Raw genomic sequence first — 21736 nt, forward strand, 5'->3', positions numbered from 1 at the left:
TTGCTCCCGGCGGCCGTTCAGAAGACATCAAGCTCATGGGCGCGGATAGACCGGCTTGCCGTTGGCGACCTCGTGCGGATAGATCGACACGAATTTGACGTGCCCGTGCTCGTCCAGTTCAAGCTGGCCGAGCGGAGTCAATTCGCCGATCTGGCCACCCATTTCGTCCAGCACGAAGGGCCCGCACAGCGTCTTGAGTTCTCCGGACAGGCTGAACACCGCGCGGTGCAACTCCATCTGATCAAGGTTTGTCGCCACCGACAGCGCCTTCTCGATGACAAGGCCGGTCGTATAGCCGGCAACGGCATTGAGACCGAATTCGAGCTTCCCGTCCGTATACTTCTTGTCCCAGGCTGCCTTGTAGGCGGTGAGGTTCATGCCGAAATTGACGGGATATTCGAGGTCTGAGGGCGGCACGTAGGTAAATACATGCTCAAGCCCCTTGGCGCCGACATTCTTCTCGAGAAGTTCTTTCTCCAGACCGGCATAGATCGAAAACAGCATTTTGAACTTGACGCCGACGTCGGCGACGTTGCGCAGGAAGGCAATGTCGTTCGGCGCGTAGCCGAAATGGATCACCGCATCCGGCTGCGTGTTGCTGATGTTGTTGATGATGACGGTGTAATTGGTCGTTTCGGTCGGGACGCCCTGATCGTAGACGATCTCGATCGGCGCGCCGGAATCCTTGACGAATTTGCGGAAGGCGTTGGCCTGCGTGCCCGTGAATTCGTTCGTCGAGTAGAGGATCGCGATTTTCTTGATGCCAAGCGCCGGCCCGTCATGGGTGATGAAATCCGCGACCGGCTTGGGCCAGACGGTCGAGACCGGATCGGCCATCAGCGCGATGTAGGGATTGTCCTTTGAAAAGAAGCTGGCGCCAGTGCCGGTCTGGTCGAACAGGAACATCTTGCGGTCGCGGGCGATCGCGACTGCCGGCGCGGTCAGGACCGAGCCGGAATCGGCGACCAGCAGGTCGACCTTATCCTGGGTGATGAGCTGGTTATAAAGGGTGGAGGCCGTAGCGGTATTGCTCTGATCGTCGTAGCCGACGAGCTTGACCGGCAGCTTCTTGTCGAAGGCCTTCACATAGACCCCGCCATCGGCATTCTTGAGGTCGGTCCACAGCTTCAGCCCGCTGAAAACCGGCATCGAAATCGAGGCGTAGCGCCCGGACGAGGCGTAAAGGGTACCGATCTTGATCTCCGTCGGCACATCGGCAGCATAGGCTTGGGTCGCAAAAGCCAACCCAGCAAGCGCCGCACCCATCACCCTCAACATACCGTCCTCCCAACTTTTCTTATTTCGGGCGGACCATAGCCCGGGCGGTTACCGGGATACAAGCGCCCACGTCCAGGTAAGGTCTAGGCAATAAATATAAGGAAAAAAGGCACTTAAGGGTCGGCCGGCGCTGCCGTTGACGGCATGCCCTCCCCTGTCGCATCAAGATCAGAACAGCCAAGTCGAACGACCCGGCTCAAAGAGAACATACCCCCGGCAAAGCGGCGATCCGCAACGTTAGGAAATCCATTCATGACAAAATCCCTCGACGGCAAATCCATCATCGTCACCGGCGCCGGACGAGGCATCGGGCGCGAAATCGCGCTGTTGTGCGCCGCCGAGGGCGCCAAGGTCGTCGTCAACGATCCCGGCGTGGCTGCGGACGGCTCGGGAGCGAGCGCCTCACCTGCGGAAGAGGTCGTCGAGGAAATCAAGAAGCTTGGCGGCACCGCGGTTGCCAATTTCGAGAGCGTTGCCGAGGCCGTCCCCGCAAGCCGGATCGTCAAGGCGGCGGTCGATCATTTCGGCAAGCTCGATGGGGTCGTCAACAATGCCGGCACCTTGCGCGATGCGATCTTTCACCGCATGAGCATCGATGCTTTCGAGTCCGTGATCAAGGTGCATCTGATGGGCTCGTTCTATGTCTCGCATGCAGCCGCGCGGCTGTTTCGCGAGCAGGAGAGCGGATCGTTTGTGCACTTCACATCGACCTCGGGGCTGGTCGGCAATTTCGGTCAGGCAAACTATGCCGCAGCCAAGCTCGGCATCGTCGGCCTTTCCAAATCGATCGCGCTCGACATGAACAGGTTCAATGTGCGCTCGAACTGCGCTTCGCCCTTCGCCTGGAGCCGCATGATCGGCTCGATTCCGACCGAGACCGAATCCGAGAAGGCGCGCGTGGCGAAGATCCAGCAGATGGGGCCGGAGAAGATCGCCCCCGTGGTCGCGTTCCTGCTCAGCGATGCCGCCAAGGACGTCACGGGGCAGATCTTTGCGGTGCGAATGAACGAAATTTTCCTGATGAGCCAGTCCCGGCCGCTTCGTTCGATCCATCGCGGCGAAGGATGGACGGTGGAGAGCCTGGCCGAGCACGGCATGCCGGCACTGAAATCGTCGTTCTACAAACTCGACCGTTCGGCGGACATTTTCAATTGGGATCCGGTCTGACGGATACGAGCCCCAAAGCCTGGAGGAATAATTGACTTCCAAACGTGACTTCGGCGCCAACGCCGAACCCCAGCGCTATCCCGATCCGGATATCGTCGTGATCGATCCCAAGCGTTTCAAGGCCAAGGTCGGCAACACCGCGATCAAGCGGCTGTATACCGGCTGCCTGTGGGCCGAAGGACCTGCCTGGAATGCACAGGGACAATATCTCGTCTGGAGCGATATTCCGAACAACCGCCAGCTTCTCTATCTCGACAATGACGGCCACATTTCCGAACAGTTCCACAAGCCGTCCAACGAAGCCAACGGCAACACCTTCGATTTCGAGGGACGGCAAATCGCCTGCGAACGGACGCGGCTGGTTCGCTACGAACATAACGGGTCGGTCACCGTGCTCGCCGACCAAGCCAACGGCAAACCGTTGAATAGCCCCAACGACGTCGTCGTTCATCCGGACGGCTCGATCTGGTTTACCGATCCCGGCTACGGCGCCATCATCCTCTACGAGGGACAGCGGTCCGAGACTGGGGCGACCCAGCCCTATCAAAAGGAAGCGGTCTATCGGCTCGATGCTAAAACCGGTCAGCTCAGCAAGGTCGCCGACGAACCTTTCAAGCCGAACGGCCTCGCCTTCAGCCCCGATTACAAGAAGGTCTATATCGCCGACAGCGGGATCACCCACTACCCGGATGCCAAGAACATTGTCTGGCAATACGATCTAAACGGCGACAAGCTCTCGAACCCGCGCCCGCTGATCGACATGGAACTGAACGGCAGAACGGGTTTTCCGGATGGCCTGCGGGTCGATACTGAAGGCAACATCTGGGTTGGCGCCGGCTGGGTCGGAGAAGGTTATGACGGTGTGCAGGTCTTCGCACCCGCCGACGGCCAAAGGATCGGTCAGATTCGTTTGCCGGAATGCTGTGCCAATCTCTGTTTCGGCGGCAAGAAGCGAAACCGCCTGTTCATGACCGCGAGCCAATCGCTCTATGCGGTCTACGTCGAAACCCAGGGCGCCCATATTTGTTGAAGCTGATTTGACACCGGCATCGTCGTTCCGGCTCTCAACGGCCGGAAGGGCGATGCCGAACTGCATGGCCGCCATCCCTTCGACCTGTGGTTGTCTGGGCAACGCCGCCCGTATTGCGCCGAAATTTGATCGGATGATTTCCCCCCAACAAAAAAATCAGGAGGGAAACATGACAAACACATTACCGTCTCAAGCCAATCACGGCCTCGATCGCCGTAGCCTGCTGCGCGGTGCGGCCGCCATCGCCACAACGGTCGCAGCGACCAGCGCCTCTGCGCGGGACTTCGGCCGCGGCGCCGAACCTCAGCGTTATCCGGATCCCGACATTGTCGTGATCGACCCCAAGCGCTTCAAGGCCAAGGTCGGCAACACCGCCATCAAGCGTCTTTACACCGGCTGTCTGTGGGCCGAGGGACCGGCGTGGAATGCGCAGGGGCAGTATCTCGTATGGAGCGACATTCCGGCCAATCGTCAGCTTCGTTATCTCGACGATGACGGCCATATCTCCGAGCAATTCCACAAGCCGTCCAACGAGGGCAATGGCAACACCTTCGACTTCGAGGGCCGGCAAATTACCTGCGAGCGGACACGGCTGGTGCGCTACGAACACGACGGCGCGCTCACCGTGCTGGCGGAACAAGCCAACGGCAAACAGCTCAACGGACCGAACGATGTCGTCGTGCACCCCAATGACGGTTCGATCTGGTTCACCGACCCCGGTTACGGAGCGATCAGTATCTATGAGGGCCAGAAGGCCAATACCGGCTCGGTCCAGCCCTATCAGAAAGAGGCGGTCTACCGGCTCGACGGCAAGACAGGCGAGGTGACCAAAGTCGCCGAAGACCCCTTCAAGCCGAACGGCATCGCCTTCAGCCACGACTACAAGAAAGTCTATGTCTGCGACACCGGTATCACGCACTACCCGCAGGCCAAGAACATCGTCTGGCAGTACGATCTCAACGGCGACAAGCTGTCGAACCCGCGCACCCTGATCGACATGACGTTGGATGGGAAATCCGGATTTCCGGATGGCATGCGGGTCGATACCGAGGGCAACGTCTGGGTCGGTGCCGGATGGGTCGGCGATGGCTATGACGGCGTCCAGATCTTTGCGCCCGACGGCCAAAGGATCGGGCAGATCCGTCTGCCGGAAACCTGCGCCAATGTCTGCTTCGGCGGCAAGAAGCGAAACCGCCTGTTCATGACCGCGAGCCAATCGCTCTATGCGGTCTATGTCGAGACCCAGGGCGCCCACAACTGCTAAGACGCGCGTTACCTTCGTCTCGTCATTCGGGACGCGTCTTGCGCCCCGAATGACAAACCTAACCACTATTACGCAAGCCTGCGGAAATGCCGTTGATCGTGATCTGGATGCCGCGCAGCACCTGTTCGTCGGTGTTTTGCGCCCGGTGCTCCTTCAGGAGTTCGACTTGGACGTGGTTCAGCGGGTCCATATAGGGAAAACGGTTGCGGATCGATCGCTCGAGCGACGGGTTGCTTTCGAGCAGGCGTTCCTGCCCCATGATCTCCAACAACCTGTCGATCGAGCCTTGCCACTCGCGCCGGATGCGCTCGAAGATGTTTTCACGAAGCGTGACGTCGGGCACCAGTTCGGCGTAGCGTGAGGCGATCGCGATCGAACTCTTGGCCAGCACCATGTCCATGTTCGACAATAGCGTGCGGAAGAACGGCCAGTCCCGATAGAGCTCCTTCAGGAAGGCCATGCCGGTATCGGGGTTTTCCTTGAGCCACGCATCAACCGCGCTGCCAAACCCATACCAGCCCGGCAGCATCAGCCGGCATTGCGCCCAGCTGAACACCCAGGGAATGGCACGCAGGTCCTCGATCTCGCGGGTCTTTTTGCGCGAGGCCGGCCGGCTGCCGATGTTCAGGGTCGCGATCTCGGTGATCACGGTAGAGGCCCAGAAGTAGTCGGCAAACCCCTCGGTTTCGTAGACCAGCCCGCGATAGGCCTTGAAGGCATAGGCCGACAGCTTCTCCATTGCCTGCAGATATTCCGCGCGCGGCGCACTTTGCTTCGGATGCAACAGGCTCGCCTCCAGCGTCGCCGCCGCCAGGACTTCAAGATTGTCGAGACCGACTTCCGAATTGGCGTATTTGCTGGAGATGATCTCGCCCTGCTCGGTGATCCGGATTTGGCCGTTCACGGCCCCGCCCGGCTGCGCGATGATCGCATCATAGCTCGGGCCGCCGCCCCGGCCGACCGAGCCGCCGCGGCCGTGGAACAGCCGCAGCCGCACATGATGGCGCTCGAACACTTCGACCAGGCCGATCTCGGCCTTGTAGAGTTCCCAGCCCGACGTAACGAAGCCCCCGTCCTTGTTGCTGTCGGAATAGCCGAGCATCACCTCCTGCACCGAGCCGCGGCTGTCTACCAGCCTGCGGTAATCGTGCATCGACAGGATCCGGTCCATGATGCGGCTCGAAGCCTGCAAGTCTCCGATCGTCTCGAACAACGGCACGATATTGATCGCGCTGCGGCCTGAGGGGTCGACCAGGCCGACCTCCTTCAGCAATACCGCGACCTCCAGCATGTCGGAAATTCCCTGGCACATCGAGATGATGCATTGGGGAATAGCCTCCACGCCGAACCTGGCGTGGGCTTCGGCAGCGGCGCGGAACACCGCAAGCTCGCCCATCGTCTCTTCGCTGTATTTGACAAAGGCCGATGTCAGCGGGCGGGTATTGTGCAATTCGTCGGTCAGAAGCGCGATGCGCGCCTCCTCGTTCATCGCCAGATAGGATTTGCCGGGCATCGCCGCGTCGATCAATTCGGCGATCGTGCGCTCATGAACGGCCGAATTCTGCCGGATATCGAGGCTCGCCAAATGAAAGCCGAAACAATCGACAGCGCGCCGCAGATGGCGCAGCCTCCCGCGCGCGATCACGCGCGAATTATTTGTGATCAGCGAGCGATAAATAATATCGAGATCGGCCTTGAATTCAGCGACATTGGCATAAGGCGTGGCTTCGCCAACCGCCGCCCGCGTGGTCTCGACCTCGAGCCGCGCGGCGGTAGCGGTGAGCCGGGCAAAGATGCCCGATACCGCGAGACGATAGGGCTCGCCACTGCGATGCGGCGACTTGTCGGGCGAACGCTCGGCCAGCGCGCGCAGATCCTTCGAGACGTCAGTCAGATGTGCCGCGAGCGAAAGCTCGGAGCCGAGCACATGTAATTCGTCGAGGTAAAAACGTATGACCCGACCGGACTGCATCTTCAGCGTGCCTCGCATCACGTCGGCGGTGACAAAGGGATTGCCGTCACGGTCGCCGCCGATCCAGCTTCCCATCTTCAGGAAGGATGCGAGTTCGCCCTGGGTGCTCCCCTCGCCCTCGTTCAGGCGATCTTCGAGCCGGCAATGCAGCCGGGGAACCTCATATAGGAAGGTGTAATCATAGAAGGACAGGCCATTGGCGACTTCGTCGAGCACGGTGAGGCGGGTGCGGCGCAACAGGTTGGTTTGCCACAACGTCAGGACCGCGCGCCGCAATTGCTCGTCGCTTCCGGTCAGTTCCTCCGGCGTCAATTGCAGCCGCTCGCGCTGGTCCAGAACCGCCGCGATCTCCATTTCGCGGTCGATGGTGCTCTTGCGGCGGACTTCGGTCGGATGCGCGGTCAACACTGGGCTTACCAGCGCGGAGGCAAAGAATTTTCGCAAGGTCGTTGCGTTGAGGCCGGCGGTACGCGCATGCAGCAAGGTCTGCGCCAGCGTTCCCGAGCGCGGCGCCTCGTCTGCCTTGGAACTCAAGCGCATCCGGCGGATATTGTTCTGGTCTTCGGCGATGTTGGCGAGGTGCGAGAAATAGCTGAAGGCACGCACGATGCGCACCGTCTGGCTGATCGACATGCTGTCGAGAATGAGCTCGAGTTCGCCCCTCGCCGCCTTGTCGTCGCCGCGATGAAACCGGATCGAGGTCTGGCGGATGCGCTCGACCAGATCGAAGACGTCGGCACCTTCCTGGTCGCGGACGGTATCGCCCAGGATGCGGCCAAGCAGGCGGATGTCGTTCCGCAGCCGCAAATCTTCTTCAAGCGCCGCGTTTTCCTCGCCGCGATCAGGTTCCAGTCCGTTTTCAGAAAGCATGATCTGGGGGACCATCGCTAAAATGCTCCAGAGCTGCCGGCATTCCTTGAGTCGCAATTTTTGCGGCGCAGCGCAAGAGAAAGAAAAGAGCAAGAAAACAGCAAGGGACAGCCGGGCCGTCCGGCCCATCCAGCCAGGGTAGTCCATCCGGCGCGCTTCGCCCAAGGGTCCCCTTTCCCCCCGCGATAAGCGCTTTACACCACAGCCCCGTCCGGTTTTAGTCGCGGCGGCGGCAAGACAAGAACGGGGACCCGTCATGTTCAGCGAAAAGCTTCTCTCAGGCCGGCGAATTCTTGTCACGGGAGGCGGCACAGGGCTCGGCAAATCGATGGCCGCCCGCTTTCTTGAACTGGGCGCGGAGGTCCACATCTGCGGACGCCGGAAGATCGTTTGCGACGAAACCGCGACGGAATTGATGGACCTCTATGGCGGCCGCGTGACCAGTCATGGCGTCGATATCCGCAACGCGCAGGCCGTCGATGAAATGGTGGACGCGATCTTCCTGGACGCCCCGCTGACCGACCTGATCAACAACGCGGCCGGCAATTTCATCGCGCGCACCGAAGACCTTTCGACGCGCGGTTTCGACGCGGTCGCCAATATCGTCATGCACGGCACGTTCTATGTCACCCATGCCGTCGGACGGCGCTGGATCGCCAACAAGCTTCGCGGCAATGTGGTGTCGATCACCGTCACCTGGGTCCGCAACGGCAGTCCCTATGTGGTGCCCTCTGCCATGAGCAAGTCGGCGATCCATGCCATGACGATGTCGCTGGCCGCCGAATGGGGCCACTACGGCATCCGGCTGAATACGATTGCGCCAGGCGAAATTCCGACCGAAGGCATGAGCAAACGCATCAAGCCGGGCGATGAGGCAGGCGCCCGCACCCGCGCGGCAAATCCGATGGGCCGGGTCGGAACCATGGAAGAGCTGCAAAATCTCGCGGTATTCCTGATTTCAGGCGGCTGCGACTGGATCAACGGCGAGACCATTGCGATGGATGGCGGCCAGGCGCTTGCGATGGGCGGCAACTTCTATCAGTTGCGCGACTGGACCGACGCCGACTGGAACAACGCCAAAGAGCAGATCAAGGCGCAGAACGAAAAAGACCGCGCCGCGCGCGGGTAAGGCACCAATAACATCGGCTAATGCCGCCTATTGAAGTTCCTGCACCGCAAGCGGCGGATTCAACCCAGGAACTTCAAGAAGCCGGGAGGATGAGGAATGCAAGGTCTTGGCCCGGTTGTTGGCCGGAGGCGGTTGGGACGTCGGCTCTGCTTCCTTGCTCTGCTGCTGATCGTTTTGCCCTGGAGCGCCGGTTTTGCCGGAGAATATCCGGAACGGACGATCAAGATCGTCGTCCCTTTTCCGGCCGGCGGTCCGACCGACGTAGCGGCCCGGCTGATCGCGCAATCGCTGGCGACGAAATTCGGCAAGGGCGTCGTGGTCGAGAACCATCCCGGCGCCGGAGGCCGGATCGGCGCCAAGCTGGTCGCAACCGCCACGCCGGACGGCTACACGTTGTTGCTCGGCGGGACCAACGTCAACGCGATCGGGGCGATCTTTAGCGACCTCGGCTTTGACCCGGTCAAATCCTTTGCGCCGATCGCGATCGTCTGCGTCGATTCTCTGGCCATTGCCATCTCGCCGCGGCTGCCCACGAAGAACTTCAAGGAATTTGTCGCCTACGCCAAGGATCATCCCGGCCAACTGAAATACGGCGCCTCGCCCGGCATCTACACGCAATTCGCCGGCGAATATTTCAAGCTGAAGACCGGCACCGATATCCTGTTCGTGCCCTATAAAGGCGGCGCGCCTGCCGTGACCGATGCGCTGGGCGGCCACATCGAGATGGTCGTCAACAACAAGTCGAACCTCCTGCCGCAGTTCAAGGACGGCAAATTGAGGGCGCTTGCGGTTACCAGCGAGAAGCGATGGCCGGAGTTGCCTCAAACCCCGACCATGCGCGAAGTGGGTATTCTCGGATTCCCGCAGGAGGTCCTGTTCGGACTGCTGGCGCCGGCCGGGACGCCCAAAGGGATCGTCACGCAGCTTAACGGCGCCGTCAACGAGGCGATTCAGTCGGCGGAAGTCCGCGCCAGCCTCGATGGCATCGGGGTCGATGCGAGGATCGGGACGCCGGAAGAGTTCGCCGCCGTGCTCGACGAGCAGGCCCGCGACTGGAAGCGAGTGATCGAGGATACCGGCATTCAGGTGGAGTGACGCTCAGGAGGTCTCCGGCTCGACCTCGCCTGCCGTCATTGCAAATCCCCGATAGCCCTTCGCTGCGACTTCATCGCAGATCTGACGATAAGCGCCGACGCCGCCGATATAGGGCATAAAGATGCGCGGCTTGCCCGGAATGTTGGCGCCCATGTACCAGGAGTTGGCCTGCGGGTAGAGCGTCATATTGGCGACCTCATTGACATGCGCGACCCATTTCTCTTCCGCTTCTGTCGTGGCTTCGATCATCGCGTGGCCGCGATCGCGCACGAAGGTGAGGCAATCGGCGATCCAGTCCACATGTTGCTCGATCGAGACGATCATGTTGGAGAGAACGGACGGGCTGCCGGGACCGGTGATGAGAAAGAGATTGGGAAAACCCTCGCTCATCAGGCCGAGATAGGTTTTCGGGCCCGCGGCCCACTTCTGGTTCAGCGTGTGCCGGCCACGCCCATAAATATCGATTTTAGCCACCGATCCCGTCATCGCATCGAAACCGGTCGCCAGCACCAGCGCATCGATTTCATAGTCCTGGCCACCCGCACGCACGGCGCTGGTGAGGATTTTCTCGATGCCATGGGGGCGGATATCGACCAGCGTCACATTCGGCCGGTTGAAGGTCGCGTAATAATCACTGTCGACGCAAAGGCGTTTGGAGCCGAACGGATAGTTTTCCGGCTGCAGGCGTTTTGCGGTGCCGGGATCGCTGACAATTTCGGCGATCTTGCCGCGGACGAAATCGGCCGCCGTATCGTTGGCGGCCTTTTCAAGAATGAGATTGTTGTAGGTGAGCAGGAAAGCCAGTCCGCCCTTGGTCCACCGATCTTCATATCGGGCGCGCCTGGCATTCTCGCCATCGTCGAACGCGCCGCGATCGGGAAGTTCGGTATAGATGCCATTGCGCGTATCCTCACGCGCAAAGCGTCTGATTTCCGGATAATTCTTGCGAAAGGCTTCGCGCGCCTCATCCGTCAACGCTGCATTACGAGCCGGAATCGAAAAATTGGGCGTACGCTGGAACACAAAGAGATGGCGCGCCTCGCCTGCGATCATCGGGACCGACTGAATGGCCGAGGAACCCGTGCCGATCACACCGACGCGCTTGTCCGCAAAATCCACCCGCTCGTGGGGCCACTGTCCGGTGTGGTACACTTGGCCTCGAAAGTCTGACAGGCCCTCGATGTCCGGCATCCTGGCGTTGGAGAGACAGCCGGTCGCCAACACGACAAATTTCGCTTGCACCAACCGGCCGTGGGAAATCGCGACGTTCCACGTCCTGGCAGCCTCATCGAAATCGGCCCGCTCGACACGGGCGTCGAGCGAGATTTCGCGGCGCAGGTCGAAACGATCGGCGACATGGTTGGCGTATTCCAGGATCTCCGGCTGAGACGCGTAACGCTCGCTCCAGTTCCACTCCTGCTGCAATTCCTCGGAGAAGGAATAGGAATACTGCATGCTCTCGATGTCACATCGCGCGCCGGGATACCGGTTCCAGTACCAGGTGCCACCCAAGCCGCCGCCCTGTTCGTACACACGGACGGAAAATCCAAGCCGGCGCAACCGGTGGAGCATATACAACCCGGCAAAGCCGGCGCCGACCACGACAACGTCGAAGGCCCGCTTCTGACCGGCATCCGGAATGGACGGCGCGACGGACATCAAGGCGTTTCCCCGAACCTCTCTTGTTGAACAGAGCATTCTCCCGGTCGCCGAAAAGCGCAAGGAGAAAACCCGCAGATATCACGGGCGGATATTCTCTGCCGCGGGATGCGTCACCTTCTTGGCCGCGCGATGACGTGATAGATGCTACTGGCGAGGAAACAAAAAATGAGAACACCCCCGGCCGATCGTATCCCCGTCATTGTCGGTATCGGCGAGATCACCGACCGGCCCGGCGAGATCAGCGATGGGTTGGAGCCGCTGGCGCTATTGGTCGAGGCGCTCAAGCGGGCGGAAGCCGACAGTGGCGCGGCCTTGCTTGGCGGGATCGATTCACTCGACGTCGTCAATTTCCTGAGTTGGCGCTACCACGATCCGGAAAAACTGCTTTCATCGCGCCTCGGCATCCACCCCAAGCACGCTTATTACGGACCGGTCGGCGGCGAAAGTCCGATCCGCTATCTGCATGAGGCGGCCCAACGCATCGCGCGCGGCGAATGCAATGTGGCAGCGGTCTGCGGCGCGGAAGCGCAAAGCACCGCGACGAGAGCCGAGCGCGCCGGCATCACCTTGCCGTGGACGCCATTCGCGCACGATGTCGAGGAGCCCAAACGCGGCGCGGCATTTCAGAAGCCGATGGCAGTCAGGCTCGGCGTGTTCCGCCCGGTCAGCGTCTATCCGTTTTACGAGACGGCTGCGTCCGCGCATTGGGGCCAGACCCCGCGCGAGGCGATGGCCGAATCCGGAGCGCTGTGGTCGGCCTATTCGCAAGCCGCCACGGAGAATCCCAACGCCTGGATCAAGCGGTGCTTCACGCCGGAAAAGATCACAACGCCTTCGCGCGACAACCGGTTGATCGCGTGGCCCTATACGAAACTCATGGTCGCCAATCCGACCGTCAACATGGGGGCTGCACTTTTGCTGACGAGCCTTGCCCACGCGCGCGCGGTCGGCATCGCCGAGCACAAGCTCGCCTACGTGGTTGGCGGAGCCTCGGCGGAAGAACCGCGCGACTATCTCGAGCGCGATCAGTTCGTCGAAAGTCACGCCCAGAATGCGGTGCTTGAGGCGGTAACGGATCTGGCCGGCGGCAGCGCGGCGGCGTTTGACGCGATCGAGCTTTACAGTTGTTTTCCCTGCGTGCCGAAGATGGCGCGACGGACGTTGCGACTGGGAGCGAATATCGCGCCTACCGTCACCGGCGGCCTGACGTTCTTCGGTGCGCCGCTCAACACCTATATGACGCATGCGGCCTGCGCGATGGTGCACAAACTCCGCGATGGCGTTAGCCTCGGCCTGTTGTATGGCCAGGGTGGCTTCGTCACCAAACACCACGCGCTGGTATTGTCGCGGCACGCGCGATCGGAGCCGCTGGCGCAGGAAACCAGCGTCCAGAGCGAGGCCGACCGCCGCCGCGGCCCGGTCCCGGCTTTCGTGACCGAGGCCACTGGCCAAGCGACCGTGGAAAGCTTTACCGCGATCTACGGCCGCGACAACGTGGTCGAACATGGCGTGGTGATGCTGCGAACGTCAGACCATTCGCGCGCGCTGGCGCGGGTGCCGGCTCACGACCGGGCTACATTTGCGCATCTATTGGATATGGACCGTAGCCCGGTCGGCTCATCCGGCGATATCGTCAAAGCGCTGGACGGGATGCTGGAGTGGCAGGTGGGATAAAGTCACGCCCGCCCGCACCCATCGTCTTCTTTAGCGGGCCATCAAACGCAAATGGCCGGGCAATGAATGCCCGGCCGGCCATCACGAAGAACAGAACCTCTGATCCCTGGATCTTAGCCCTTGCCGCCCTGTGTGGCCGTCGCGGTCGCCGGACGGCCCTTGGTGCTCACGACACGAACCGGATCGCCATCGACGACGCCATCCGGCGGAGTGCTGATGACGCGGTCATCAAGCGTAATGCCACCGGCAAGCTCGATCTCGCGCCCGAGATCGCGCGCAATCGTCACCGGCTTGAACAGAATCTTGTTGTCGGACGTCACCGTCGCGACGCGGAGCCCCTTCTGATCAAAAACGAGTGCGCTGGAGGGGATGTGCAGCGGTGCATCCTCGCTTTGCAGGACCAGCTTCACGTTGGCAAAGCCGCCCGGCATCAGCGCGCCCGAGGAGTTGTCGAGGCCGAGTTGCATCTGCGTGGTGCCCGAGTTGACATCGACAGCCTGGGCCGAGGCCTCGATGGTCGCTTCAAATGCCCGCGTCGGATATTCCGGCACCGAAATCGTCCCCTTGGCCCCGATCTTCAGCGACGGCACGTAATTCTGCGGGACGTTGACATAGACACGCAGTTTCTTGATGTCGGAGATGATGAACATCGGCGGACTGCTGGTGCCGCCGGCGTTGATCAGCGCCCCGACGTCGGTGTTGCGCGCCGTCACGATGCCATCGAACGGAACCGTAATCTTCTTGTAACCGGCGAGCGCTTCGAGCCGTTCAACATTGGCCTGACTGGAATTCACGGCCGCGTTCTTGTTGGAGAGATCCGCGGTACGTTCGTCGATCTCCTGCATCGAAACGAAGTTCGACGCGATCAAGGTCTTGCGGCGGGCCAGCGTGACTTCGGAAAGCTTGGCGCTCGCCTGCTGGTTGGTGAGATCAGCGCGGGCTTGCAGCAATTGCTGATCGAGATCCGGCGCTTCGATTTCGGCGATCACGTCACCGGCCTTGACGCGGGCGCCAATGTCAGCGCTCCAGCTCTTCACATAACCGTTGACGCGGGCGAAAATCGGCGCCCGGTAATAGGCTTCCAGCCGACCCGGCAGGTCGATCGTTGAGGTCAGCGCGCCGGGATTTGCGTAAATCACCGCAACCGACGGCACCGACTGGTCCTCCGTCCATTCCTTCAGCTTGACGTCGGCGTCTTCCCGCGCCCGGATACCGGTTACGACCAGGGTCAGCGCACCGGCGACTGCGACGACGCCTACGATGCCCAGTTTCCGGCGGGAACCAGCCGGCTTAGGTTCAGTGGACATTATCTCTCTCCGATAGGACGGCGGCTTTGGCGTCCTGCTTCTTGTGCAGCATACTAAAAACGACGGGAACAAACATCAATGTCGCGACGGTTGAGAACATCAGACCGCCGATCACGGCGCGGCCCAGCGGCGCGTTGGCCTCGCCGCCCTCACCCAGACCGAGCGACATCGGCAGCATGCCGATGACCATCGCGAGCGCCGTCATGAGGACCGGGCGGATACGCACAAAGCCTGCTTCGATGGCGGCGGCGACCGGGTCACCCAGTTCCTCATAGCGCTCGCGGGCAAAGCTGATCACGAGCACGCTGTTGGCGGTGGCCACGCCCATGCACATGATAGCGCCGGTCAATGCCGGGACGGATATGGTCGTATGGGTCAGGAATAGCATCCAGACGATACCGGCCAGCGCCGCCGGCAGTGCGGTGATGATCACAAATGGATCCGACCACGACTGGAAGTTCACGACGATCAGGAAATAAACCAGAACGATCGCTCCGAGCAGACCGAAGAGCAGACCGGAAAACGAGCTGTTCATGGTCTGAATCTGGCCCGACAGCACGACGGTCGAGCCCTTCGGCACATCCTTGGCAGTATCCGCGACGATCTTCTTGACGTCGGTCGCAAGACCTCCAAGGTCGCGTCCCTGCGTCGCCGCAAAGATCTGGAGCGTGGGCTGAATGTCATATTGCGACACAATCGCACTCGACGTCGTCCGCGTCAGATTGGCAACGCCGCCGAGAATCGGCGTGTTGGCGCGCCCGGTCGCCGTGATCGGCAACGTTTCCAGCGCGCTCAACGAATCGAGCTGATATTGCGGCGTCTGCATCACGACAGAATAGGACACACCGTTATCGGGATTGAGGTAGTAGGTTGGCGCGACCTGCCCGCTGCCGGAGAGGTTGACGGTGAGGCTGTTGACGACGTCGCGCTCGGTCAGGCCGACATATTGGGCGCGCGTCCGGTCCACGTCGATGTTGAAGGTCGGCTCGCTCACCGATTGCTGGATGCGCACGTCAGCAGCGCCGGGAATCTGGCGAATGCGCTTCAGCAACTGCGTGGCGTAGGCAATATTGGCCTTCAAGTTGTTGCCCCGGACCTGCAGATCGATCGGCGCGGGTGAGCCGAAGTTCAGGATCTGGTTGACAATATCGGCAGGGAGAAAAGCAAAACTTGTTCCAGGGAAAAGGCGCGGAAGCTGTTCGCGCATCGCCTTTACATAATTTGCGGTCGGAGGATGATCCTCCTTCAGCTTGATCTGAATATCACCGTCCTGCGGACCCATCACGCCGGTATTGTTATACGTCAGGTTGATGCCCGAGTTCGGCAGACCGATGTTGTCGGTCATGGTCTCAATCTGATCGGGCGGGATGATCTTGCGGATCGCCTTTTGAATGTCGGCAAACTGATTGGCGCTTTCCTCAAGCCGCGTGCCGACCTGCACGCGCGCATGCATCAGGATCTGGCCGGCATCAACCGAGGGGAAGAAGTTCTGCCCGAGATAGGGCACCATCACGAACGAAGCGCCGACAAAGGCAAGGAAGCCGATCACAAAGGTCGGCCGGTGGCGCAGCGCGAGCATCAGCAGGTCGCGATGTCCGTTACGAAACTGCTCGAACCGGTGTTCGAAGCCGCGCTGGAACCAGACCAGCGGATTACGTGTGGGCGGCAACGTCGCGCCATGCTCGTGCTGATGCGGTTTCAACAGATACATCGCCATGGTCGGTACCAGCGTACGCGACAGGATGAACGACCAGATCATCGCGAAGATCACCGCTTCGGCCATCGGCACGAACAGGAAGCGGGGAATGCCCTGAAGGAAGAACATCGGAATGAACACGATGCAGATGCAGAGTAACGACACGAAGGCCGGCACCACGATCTGCTGCGCGCCGTCGAGAATGGCCGGGCGGACTTCCTTGCCCTGCTCCAGATGCCAGTTGATGTTCTCGATCGTCACCGTTGCTTCGTCGACGAGAATACCGACCGCGAGCGCCAGACCGCCCAGCGTCATGATGTTCAGCGTCTCGCCGAAGGCGGCCAGCATGATGATCGAGCCGAACACCGCCAGCGGAATCGACGTCGCGATGATGATCGTCGAACGCCAGCTTCCCAGGAACAGCAGGATCATGACGCTGGTCAGCACCGCCGCAATGACGCCTTCACGCACGACGCCCTCAATCGAGGCCGCCACGAACACACCCTGGTCGCCGACGAATCCGACCTTCAGGGAATCCGGCAGTGAATCCTTGTAGGCCGCGATCTTCGCCTTGACGCCGGCGATGATGTCGAGCGTCGAGGTATAGCCCGACTTCAGCACCATCATCAGCACAGAGCGGTTGCCGTTGACGTGCACGACATTGGTTTGCGGCGGATTGCCGTCGCGCACGGATGCGACATCGCGCACATAAACGGTCGCGCCGTTGACGACCTTGATGGGCAAGTCGCCGAGTTCGCCCGACTTCAGTGGCGAGTTATTGACCTGAATGACGTATTCGAAGCTGCCGATCTTCGACGTACCCGCCGGCTGAATCAGGTTTTGCGCGGCCAGCGCATTGGCGACGTCCTGTCCGGACAGTCCCAGCGATTGCAGCTTCTGTGGATCGACGTCGATCTGGATCTGACGCGTCTTGCCGCCATAAGGATACGGGATCGCGGCGCCGGGCACGGTGACCAACGGGGTGCGCAACTGATTAAGGGCGATGTCGCCGAGAATCTGTTCGGTGAGTCCTTCGCCCGACAATGCAAGCTGGATGATCGGAACCGTCGAGGCGCTGTAGTTGAGGATCAGCGGCGGCGTCGCGCCCGGCGGCATCTGCTTGAGAACGGTCTGCGAGACGGCGGTGACCTGCGCATTGGCGGTGCGGATATCCGCGTTCGGCTGGAAGAAGATCTTGACGATGCCGACGCCGTTGTAGGAATTCGCGGTGATATGCTCGATATCGTTGACGGTCGTCGTCAGAATGCGCTGGTAGGGCGTGACGATGCGGCCGGACATCTGATCCGGCGGCAGGCCGGTGTACTGCCAGATCACGCCGATGACCGGGATCCGGATATCCGGGAAAATATCGACCGGCGTCCGCATGGCCGACAGCGGCCCGATGATCAGGAGCAGCAGCGCCAGCACGACGAACGTGTATGGCCGGTTGAGGGCAATACGGACCAGTTCAGTCATGGCACAGGCATTCCTGGGTCGGGCGTTACACGATGAGCATGATGCAGTGCGGCATTTACCTGAAATACCGCAAAATGGCTAACGTCAGACCTGTCAAATCCCTTCACTTCCGCGAGAACGTTAAGATTTCCTGCAAAACATGCCGGCAGCAGAATGCCAGTTTTCCGTTAACGCATCAGATCAAGTGCGTCGGAAAAGAAATCAGGACCGCCGAAGTTGCCTGATTTGAGGGCAAGAATCATCTCGCCTTCCTTTGCGCCGACGGCGCGCAGTACAGGCACGCCGGCCGCTATTTCCGCGCCGACAAGGAAACCAGGGATGCCTAAACGATCCACCACCGCGCCTGAAGTTTCACCACCGGCGATCACTAGACGGCGCACACCCGATTGCACCAGACCTTCCGCGATATCGGCCATCGCCTGCTCGATGGCATGCCCGGCTGCATCGCGGCCATGACGGGATTGCAGAGCTACGACTTCCTCCGGCGTTGAGCTGGAGGCGATCAGGATGGGCCCTTCCGTGATTCTTTGCGCGGCCCAGGCGAGCGCGCGCCGAACCTCGCCGTTGCCAGCAACAATCTGCTGGGGATCGAGGTGAAGCACCGCCATCTCGGATTCGGCATTGGCAATCTGCTGCAACGTAGCCTGCGAACAACTGCCGGCGAGGCAGGCCGCCGGTCCGCCGATCGCCGCTTCGGATACGGCGCCGGAGATGCCCGCTTTGGCTTTTCCGGCTGCCACGAGGGCCCGCGCCAGGCCGAGCCCAATGCCGGAAGCGCCAACCGACAACCGTTGATCGAGCGCAACGTCACCGATCGTCTCCAGATCGCGATCGAACACCGCATCGATGATGGCCGCGCCAACGCCCTTGTCCGACAGATCGGTCAGGCGCGCCCGCACCGCCTCCGGTCCGCGAACGACCGTGGCAAGACCGACAAGACCGACTTCGGTTTGGCTCTGGCGCGCCAGCACCCGCACGAGGTTTGAATCGTGCATCGGGTTGAGCGGATGATCCTTGAGCGGACTCTCATTCAGTGGCACGGAGCCGACGAACAGATTGCCCTGATAGACGGTGCGGCCGGTCTCGGGAAAAGCTGGCGTCACCAAAACGATGGCATCGCCGGAATCGGCCCGTAACGCATCCATCACCGGACCGATATTGCCGGCGTCGGTGGAATCGAAGGTCGAGCAGATCTTGAACAACACATGGTCCGCGCCGCGGCCGCGCAGCCATTTGTCGGCCGCGCGCGACCGCGACACCGCAAGGCGTGCTTCGATCGAACGGCTCTTCAGCGATACGACGACGGCGTCGACGTCAGGCAGGTCGAGTCCGTCTGCGGGAACGCCGATCGTCTGCACCGTGCGCAGGCCGGCGCGCGTCAGCGTGTTGGCGAGATCGGAGGCGCCGGTGTAATCGTCGGCGATGCAGCCCAGCGCCAGTTTCACGACTTCGCTCCCGCATAGGGTTTGAACCAGGCGAGCCCATCGGTGGTCTTGCCGCGCGGATTATATTCGCAGCCGACGAAGCCGCCGTAGCCAAGACGATCGAGTTCAGCGAACAGGAACGGATAGTTCAGCTCTTCCTCATCGGGCTCGTGGCGCGAGGGAACGCTCGCAATCTGGATATGGCCAATGATGGGCATCATTTCGCGCAGCCGCATGGTGACGTCGCCGTGCAGGATCTGGCAGTGGTAGATGTCGAATTGCAGTTTCAGGTTCGGAATGTTCAATTCCTGGATTTGATCGCGCGCAAAGCCGAAGTCGTTCAGAAAATAATTCGGCGTGTTGCGCGCATTGAGCGGCTCGAGCACGATGTCGATGCCGTGAGGCGCGACGAACTCCGTCGCCCATGTCACCGATTTACGAAACGCATCCACCGCGCGCCGATCGTGACGATCGGCCAGCCCCGACATCAAATGCAGGCGCTTGACGCCGGTCGCCTGCGCATAAGGCAAAGCGGTACGCAGACTTTCCTGCAAATCGGAAAAACGCTCGGGCAGCGCCGCAAACCCCTTTTCACCCGCGTCCCAATCGCCGGGCGGCAGATTGAACAGCGCCTGCGTCAGGCCGTTACCATGCAGCCGCTTGCCGATCTCTTCGACCGGGTATGCGTAGGGAAACAGGAACTCGACCGCGGTGAAGCCAGCTTTCGCCGCCGCTTCGAAGCGGTCGAGGAACGGCACCTCGTTGAACATCAAAGTGAGATTGGCGGCAAAACGGGGCATCCGATGTCCTCTTGTTATGGGATGTTACTTCGGCTCGCCGGGCAAATGCGTGCCGGTCACGCGCGCATACATTCGCGCCACCGAGGCATCGTCGTCGCGGCCCATGCCGGAAGCCGCCGTCATCAGGAACATTTGCAGGGCCGCGGCTGAGACCGGCACCGGAAATTTCGCCGATCGCGCCATGTCCTGGATGATGCCCAAATCCTTGACAAAAATCTCGACCGCGCTGCGCGGGGTATAGTCGCCGTCGAGGACGTGGGGAATGCGGTTTTCGAACATCCAGGAATTGCCGGCGGAAGCCGTGATCACCTCATAGACTTTACGGATATCGAGGCCCTGCTTGGCGGCAAAGGCGATCGCTTCGGATGCGGCCGCGATATGAACGCCGGCGAGCAACTGGTTGATCATCTTAAAAGCCGCGCCCTGGCCGGCGGCATCGCCGAGTTCATAGAGTTTGGCTGCCATCGCATCGAGCGCCGGTCGCGCCTTGGCGAAAGCGGCCGCACTGCCCGAGGCGAGGATCGTCAGTTCGCCCTGCGCCGCGCGCTGCGCGCCGCCGGAAATCGGTGCGTCGAGATAATGCCGCCCGGTTGCTTCCAGTTGTTTGGCAAGCCGTCTTGCGATCTCGGGATCCATGGTCGCGGACGAAACAAACACGGCGTCCTTGGCAAGTGTCTCGGCGACGCCGTCCTTGCCGAACAGGATGGTTTCGGTCTGGGCGGCGTTGACGACGACGCTGACGACAATATCGGCTTCTTCGGCAGCCTCAGCCGGAGTCGTGGCGCCCTTCCCGCCTTCGGACACGAACCGTTGAACCGTCTCTGCCGCCACGTCGCAGCCGGTGACCTCAAATCCGGCGCGCTTGAGCGCGCTGGCCATGCCGTAGCCCATCGAGCCGAGCCCGATCACGGCGACATGCGGTTTGGCGGATGAAGACATGCGACGTTTCCTTATGACGCTTCTTGAAATTTGTCCCTGCCTATCACGGCTTGGCCGCGCTGCCAAAGCGTGAGACAAGGCGACTGGTACGGTAGATTTGACATTCGCTACAGTATCTCCCGCCGCCGTCATAGCGAATGTCAAATCTAAAACCGTACTAGGAACCTATATTTGCCAGTGTCCCTTTCGCTCTAACATTCGCGAAAGAAGTTCGCCGCGGCGGGGTGCGAATGTTAGAGCGGGGACACTGGTAGGATACCGCCATGAGCGAAACAAAAATCCGCGAGGAAATCTGCCGCCTCGGCCGCTCGCTGTTCGAGCGCGGCCTGACGCCGGGTTCCTCAGGCAATATTTCAGCCAAGCTCGACGACGGCGGCTGGCTGGTGACACCGACCAACGCCTCGCTCGGTTTCCTCGACCCGGCACGGCTGTCGCGGCTCGATGCGGCCGGCCGGCTTCTATCCGGCGACGCTCCGACCAAGGAAGTGCCGCTGCACAGCGCGCTGTACGAGACCCGCGCACCGGCACGCGCGGTCGTGCATCTGCATTCCACCCATTCCGTCGCACTGTCGATGTTGCCCGAAATCGATCCGCGCGCGGCGCTGCCGCCGATGACGGCCTATTACCTGATGAAATGCGGTGCGACCGCACTCGTGCCCTATTACCGGCCCGGCGACCCGGCCGTGGCGGAAGCCATCAAGGGCCTCGCCGGAAAATATTCTTCCGTGCTGCTCGCCAATCACGGCCCGGTGGTCTCGGGCGATACACTGGAAGCCGCGGTGTTTGCGGTCGAGGAACTGGAAGAAACCGCAAAGCTCTATTTGCTGTTGCGGGGTTTGAACCCGCGTTACCTCACGCCGGCGCAGGTGGCGGATTTGACGAAAGTGTTCGGCGTGACATTGCCGGAGCACGACGACTAACGACTTCGTCATGGCCGGGCTTGACCCGGCCAT

At 61.2% G+C, this 21736-nt stretch carries 15 protein-coding genes; 7 read left to right on the forward strand and 8 right to left on the reverse strand.

Annotated features, from left to right (window positions below; genetic code table 11):
* Positions 1-33: 33 nt before the first annotated feature.
* Positions 34-1278, reverse strand: coding sequence for an amino acid ABC transporter substrate-binding protein (locus ABSE61_RS01995; RefSeq protein WP_423869389.1), 1245 nt, complete (start codon positions 1276-1278; stop codon positions 34-36).
* A gap of 252 nt (positions 1279-1530) precedes the next feature.
* Here ABSE61_RS01995 and ABSE61_RS02000 point away from each other — a divergent pair, with 252 nt between their 5' ends.
* The 3 genes from ABSE61_RS02000 (at position 1531) to ABSE61_RS02010 (ending at position 4739) form a co-directional block, all read left to right on the forward strand.
* Positions 1531-2445, forward strand: a complete 915-nt coding sequence (locus ABSE61_RS02000) for an SDR family NAD(P)-dependent oxidoreductase (RefSeq protein WP_423869390.1) — start codon at positions 1531-1533, stop codon at positions 2443-2445.
* A 31-nt stretch (positions 2446-2476) separates the two neighbouring features.
* Positions 2477-3475, forward strand: a complete 999-nt coding sequence (locus tag ABSE61_RS02005) for an SMP-30/gluconolactonase/LRE family protein (protein ID WP_423869391.1) — start codon at positions 2477-2479, stop codon at positions 3473-3475.
* Positions 3476-3644: 169 nt separating this feature from the next.
* Complete coding sequence (locus tag ABSE61_RS02010; protein WP_423869392.1) at positions 3645-4739, forward strand: SMP-30/gluconolactonase/LRE family protein; 1095 nt, start codon at positions 3645-3647, stop codon at positions 4737-4739.
* Positions 4740-4797: 58 nt separating this feature from the next.
* Here ABSE61_RS02010 and ppc read toward each other — a convergent pair whose 3' ends face one another.
* Positions 4798-7596, reverse strand: coding sequence for a phosphoenolpyruvate carboxylase (gene ppc / locus ABSE61_RS02015; RefSeq protein ID WP_423869393.1), 2799 nt, complete (start codon positions 7594-7596; stop codon positions 4798-4800).
* Between the two features lie 241 nt (positions 7597-7837).
* On the opposite strand from ppc, the gene ABSE61_RS02020 reads away from it, so the two are divergent.
* Both ABSE61_RS02020 and ABSE61_RS02025 read left to right on the forward strand, forming a co-directional pair.
* The gene (locus tag ABSE61_RS02020; protein WP_423869394.1) at positions 7838-8710 is read left to right on the forward strand and encodes an SDR family oxidoreductase; all 873 of its coding nucleotides are present in this window, start codon (positions 7838-7840) and stop codon (positions 8708-8710) included.
* 96 nt (positions 8711-8806) lie between these two features.
* The gene (locus ABSE61_RS02025) at positions 8807-9805 is read left to right on the forward strand and encodes a Bug family tripartite tricarboxylate transporter substrate binding protein (RefSeq protein ID WP_423869395.1); all 999 of its coding nucleotides are present in this window, start codon (positions 8807-8809) and stop codon (positions 9803-9805) included.
* A 3-nt stretch (positions 9806-9808) separates the two neighbouring features.
* Here the strand turns inward: ABSE61_RS02025 and ABSE61_RS02030 are convergent, their stop codons facing one another.
* Positions 9809-11464, reverse strand: coding sequence for a flavin-containing monooxygenase (locus tag ABSE61_RS02030; RefSeq protein ID WP_423869396.1), 1656 nt, complete (start codon positions 11462-11464; stop codon positions 9809-9811).
* A 168-nt stretch (positions 11465-11632) separates the two neighbouring features.
* Between ABSE61_RS02030 and ABSE61_RS02035 the strand changes: the two genes are divergently transcribed.
* Positions 11633-13141: an acetyl-CoA acetyltransferase gene (locus tag ABSE61_RS02035; protein ID WP_423869397.1), complete on the forward strand. Its 1509-nt coding sequence runs from the start codon at positions 11633-11635 to the stop codon at positions 13139-13141.
* 113 nt (positions 13142-13254) lie between these two features.
* On the opposite strand, the gene ABSE61_RS02040 is transcribed toward ABSE61_RS02035, so the two are convergent.
* From ABSE61_RS02040 to ltnD, 5 genes are all read right to left on the reverse strand, one after another.
* Complete coding sequence (locus ABSE61_RS02040) at positions 13255-14451, reverse strand: efflux RND transporter periplasmic adaptor subunit (protein ID WP_423869646.1); 1197 nt, start codon at positions 14449-14451, stop codon at positions 13255-13257.
* The gene (locus ABSE61_RS02045; RefSeq protein ID WP_423869398.1) at positions 14438-17620 is read right to left on the reverse strand and encodes an efflux RND transporter permease subunit; all 3183 of its coding nucleotides are present in this window, start codon (positions 17618-17620) and stop codon (positions 14438-14440) included. Before ABSE61_RS02045 ends, ABSE61_RS02040 begins: the two co-directional genes overlap by 14 nt.
* A gap of 167 nt (positions 17621-17787) precedes the next feature.
* On the reverse strand, positions 17788-19065 hold the full coding sequence (gene otnK, locus ABSE61_RS02050; protein WP_423869399.1) for a 3-oxo-tetronate kinase: 1278 nt from the start codon (positions 19063-19065) through the stop codon (positions 17788-17790).
* The gene (gene otnI, locus ABSE61_RS02055) at positions 19062-19844 is read right to left on the reverse strand and encodes a 2-oxo-tetronate isomerase (RefSeq protein WP_423869400.1); all 783 of its coding nucleotides are present in this window, start codon (positions 19842-19844) and stop codon (positions 19062-19064) included. The genes otnK and otnI overlap by 4 nt, the downstream gene beginning before the upstream one ends.
* Positions 19845-19868: 24 nt before the next feature.
* Complete coding sequence (ltnD, locus tag ABSE61_RS02060; protein ID WP_490338363.1) at positions 19869-20783, reverse strand: L-threonate dehydrogenase; 915 nt, start codon at positions 20781-20783, stop codon at positions 19869-19871.
* Between the two features lie 263 nt (positions 20784-21046).
* Here ltnD and otnC point away from each other — a divergent pair, with 263 nt between their 5' ends.
* Positions 21047-21703 (forward strand): 3-oxo-tetronate 4-phosphate decarboxylase, encoded by a 657-nt coding sequence (otnC, locus tag ABSE61_RS02065; protein ID WP_423869402.1) that lies wholly within the window; start codon positions 21047-21049, stop codon positions 21701-21703.
* Positions 21704-21736: the final 33 nt, after the last annotated feature.

This window comes from Bradyrhizobium sp. (assembly GCF_049519115.1).
Lineage (GTDB): Bacteria > Pseudomonadota > Alphaproteobacteria > Rhizobiales > Xanthobacteraceae > Bradyrhizobium.

Excerpts from the sequence above, each read along its gene's own strand:
- ppc (WP_423869393.1), bottom strand. The coding sequence starts at position 7,596 with ATGGTCCCCCAGATCATGCTTTCTGAAAACGGACTGGAACCTGATCGC.
- ABSE61_RS02030 (WP_423869396.1), bottom strand. The coding sequence starts at position 11,464 with ATGTCCGTCGCGCCGTCCATTCCGGATGCCGGTCAGAAGCGGGCCTTC.
- ABSE61_RS02010 (WP_423869392.1), top strand. The coding sequence starts at position 3,645 with ATGACAAACACATTACCGTCTCAAGCCAATCACGGCCTCGATCGCCGT.
- ABSE61_RS02025 (WP_423869395.1), top strand. The coding sequence starts at position 8,807 with ATGCAAGGTCTTGGCCCGGTTGTTGGCCGGAGGCGGTTGGGACGTCGG.
- ABSE61_RS02000 (WP_423869390.1), top strand. The coding sequence starts at position 1,531 with ATGACAAAATCCCTCGACGGCAAATCCATCATCGTCACCGGCGCCGGA.
- ABSE61_RS02045 (WP_423869398.1), bottom strand. The coding sequence starts at position 17,620 with ATGACTGAACTGGTCCGTATTGCCCTCAACCGGCCATACACGTTCGTC.
- ABSE61_RS02020 (WP_423869394.1), top strand. The coding sequence starts at position 7,838 with ATGTTCAGCGAAAAGCTTCTCTCAGGCCGGCGAATTCTTGTCACGGGA.
- ABSE61_RS01995 (WP_423869389.1), bottom strand. The coding sequence starts at position 1,278 with ATGTTGAGGGTGATGGGTGCGGCGCTTGCTGGGTTGGCTTTTGCGACC.
- ABSE61_RS02035 (WP_423869397.1), top strand. The coding sequence starts at position 11,633 with ATGAGAACACCCCCGGCCGATCGTATCCCCGTCATTGTCGGTATCGGC.
- otnI (WP_423869400.1), bottom strand. The coding sequence starts at position 19,844 with ATGCCCCGTTTTGCCGCCAATCTCACTTTGATGTTCAACGAGGTGCCG.
- otnC (WP_423869402.1), top strand. The coding sequence starts at position 21,047 with ATGAGCGAAACAAAAATCCGCGAGGAAATCTGCCGCCTCGGCCGCTCG.
- ltnD (WP_490338363.1), bottom strand. The coding sequence starts at position 20,783 with ATGTCTTCATCCGCCAAACCGCATGTCGCCGTGATCGGGCTCGGCTCG.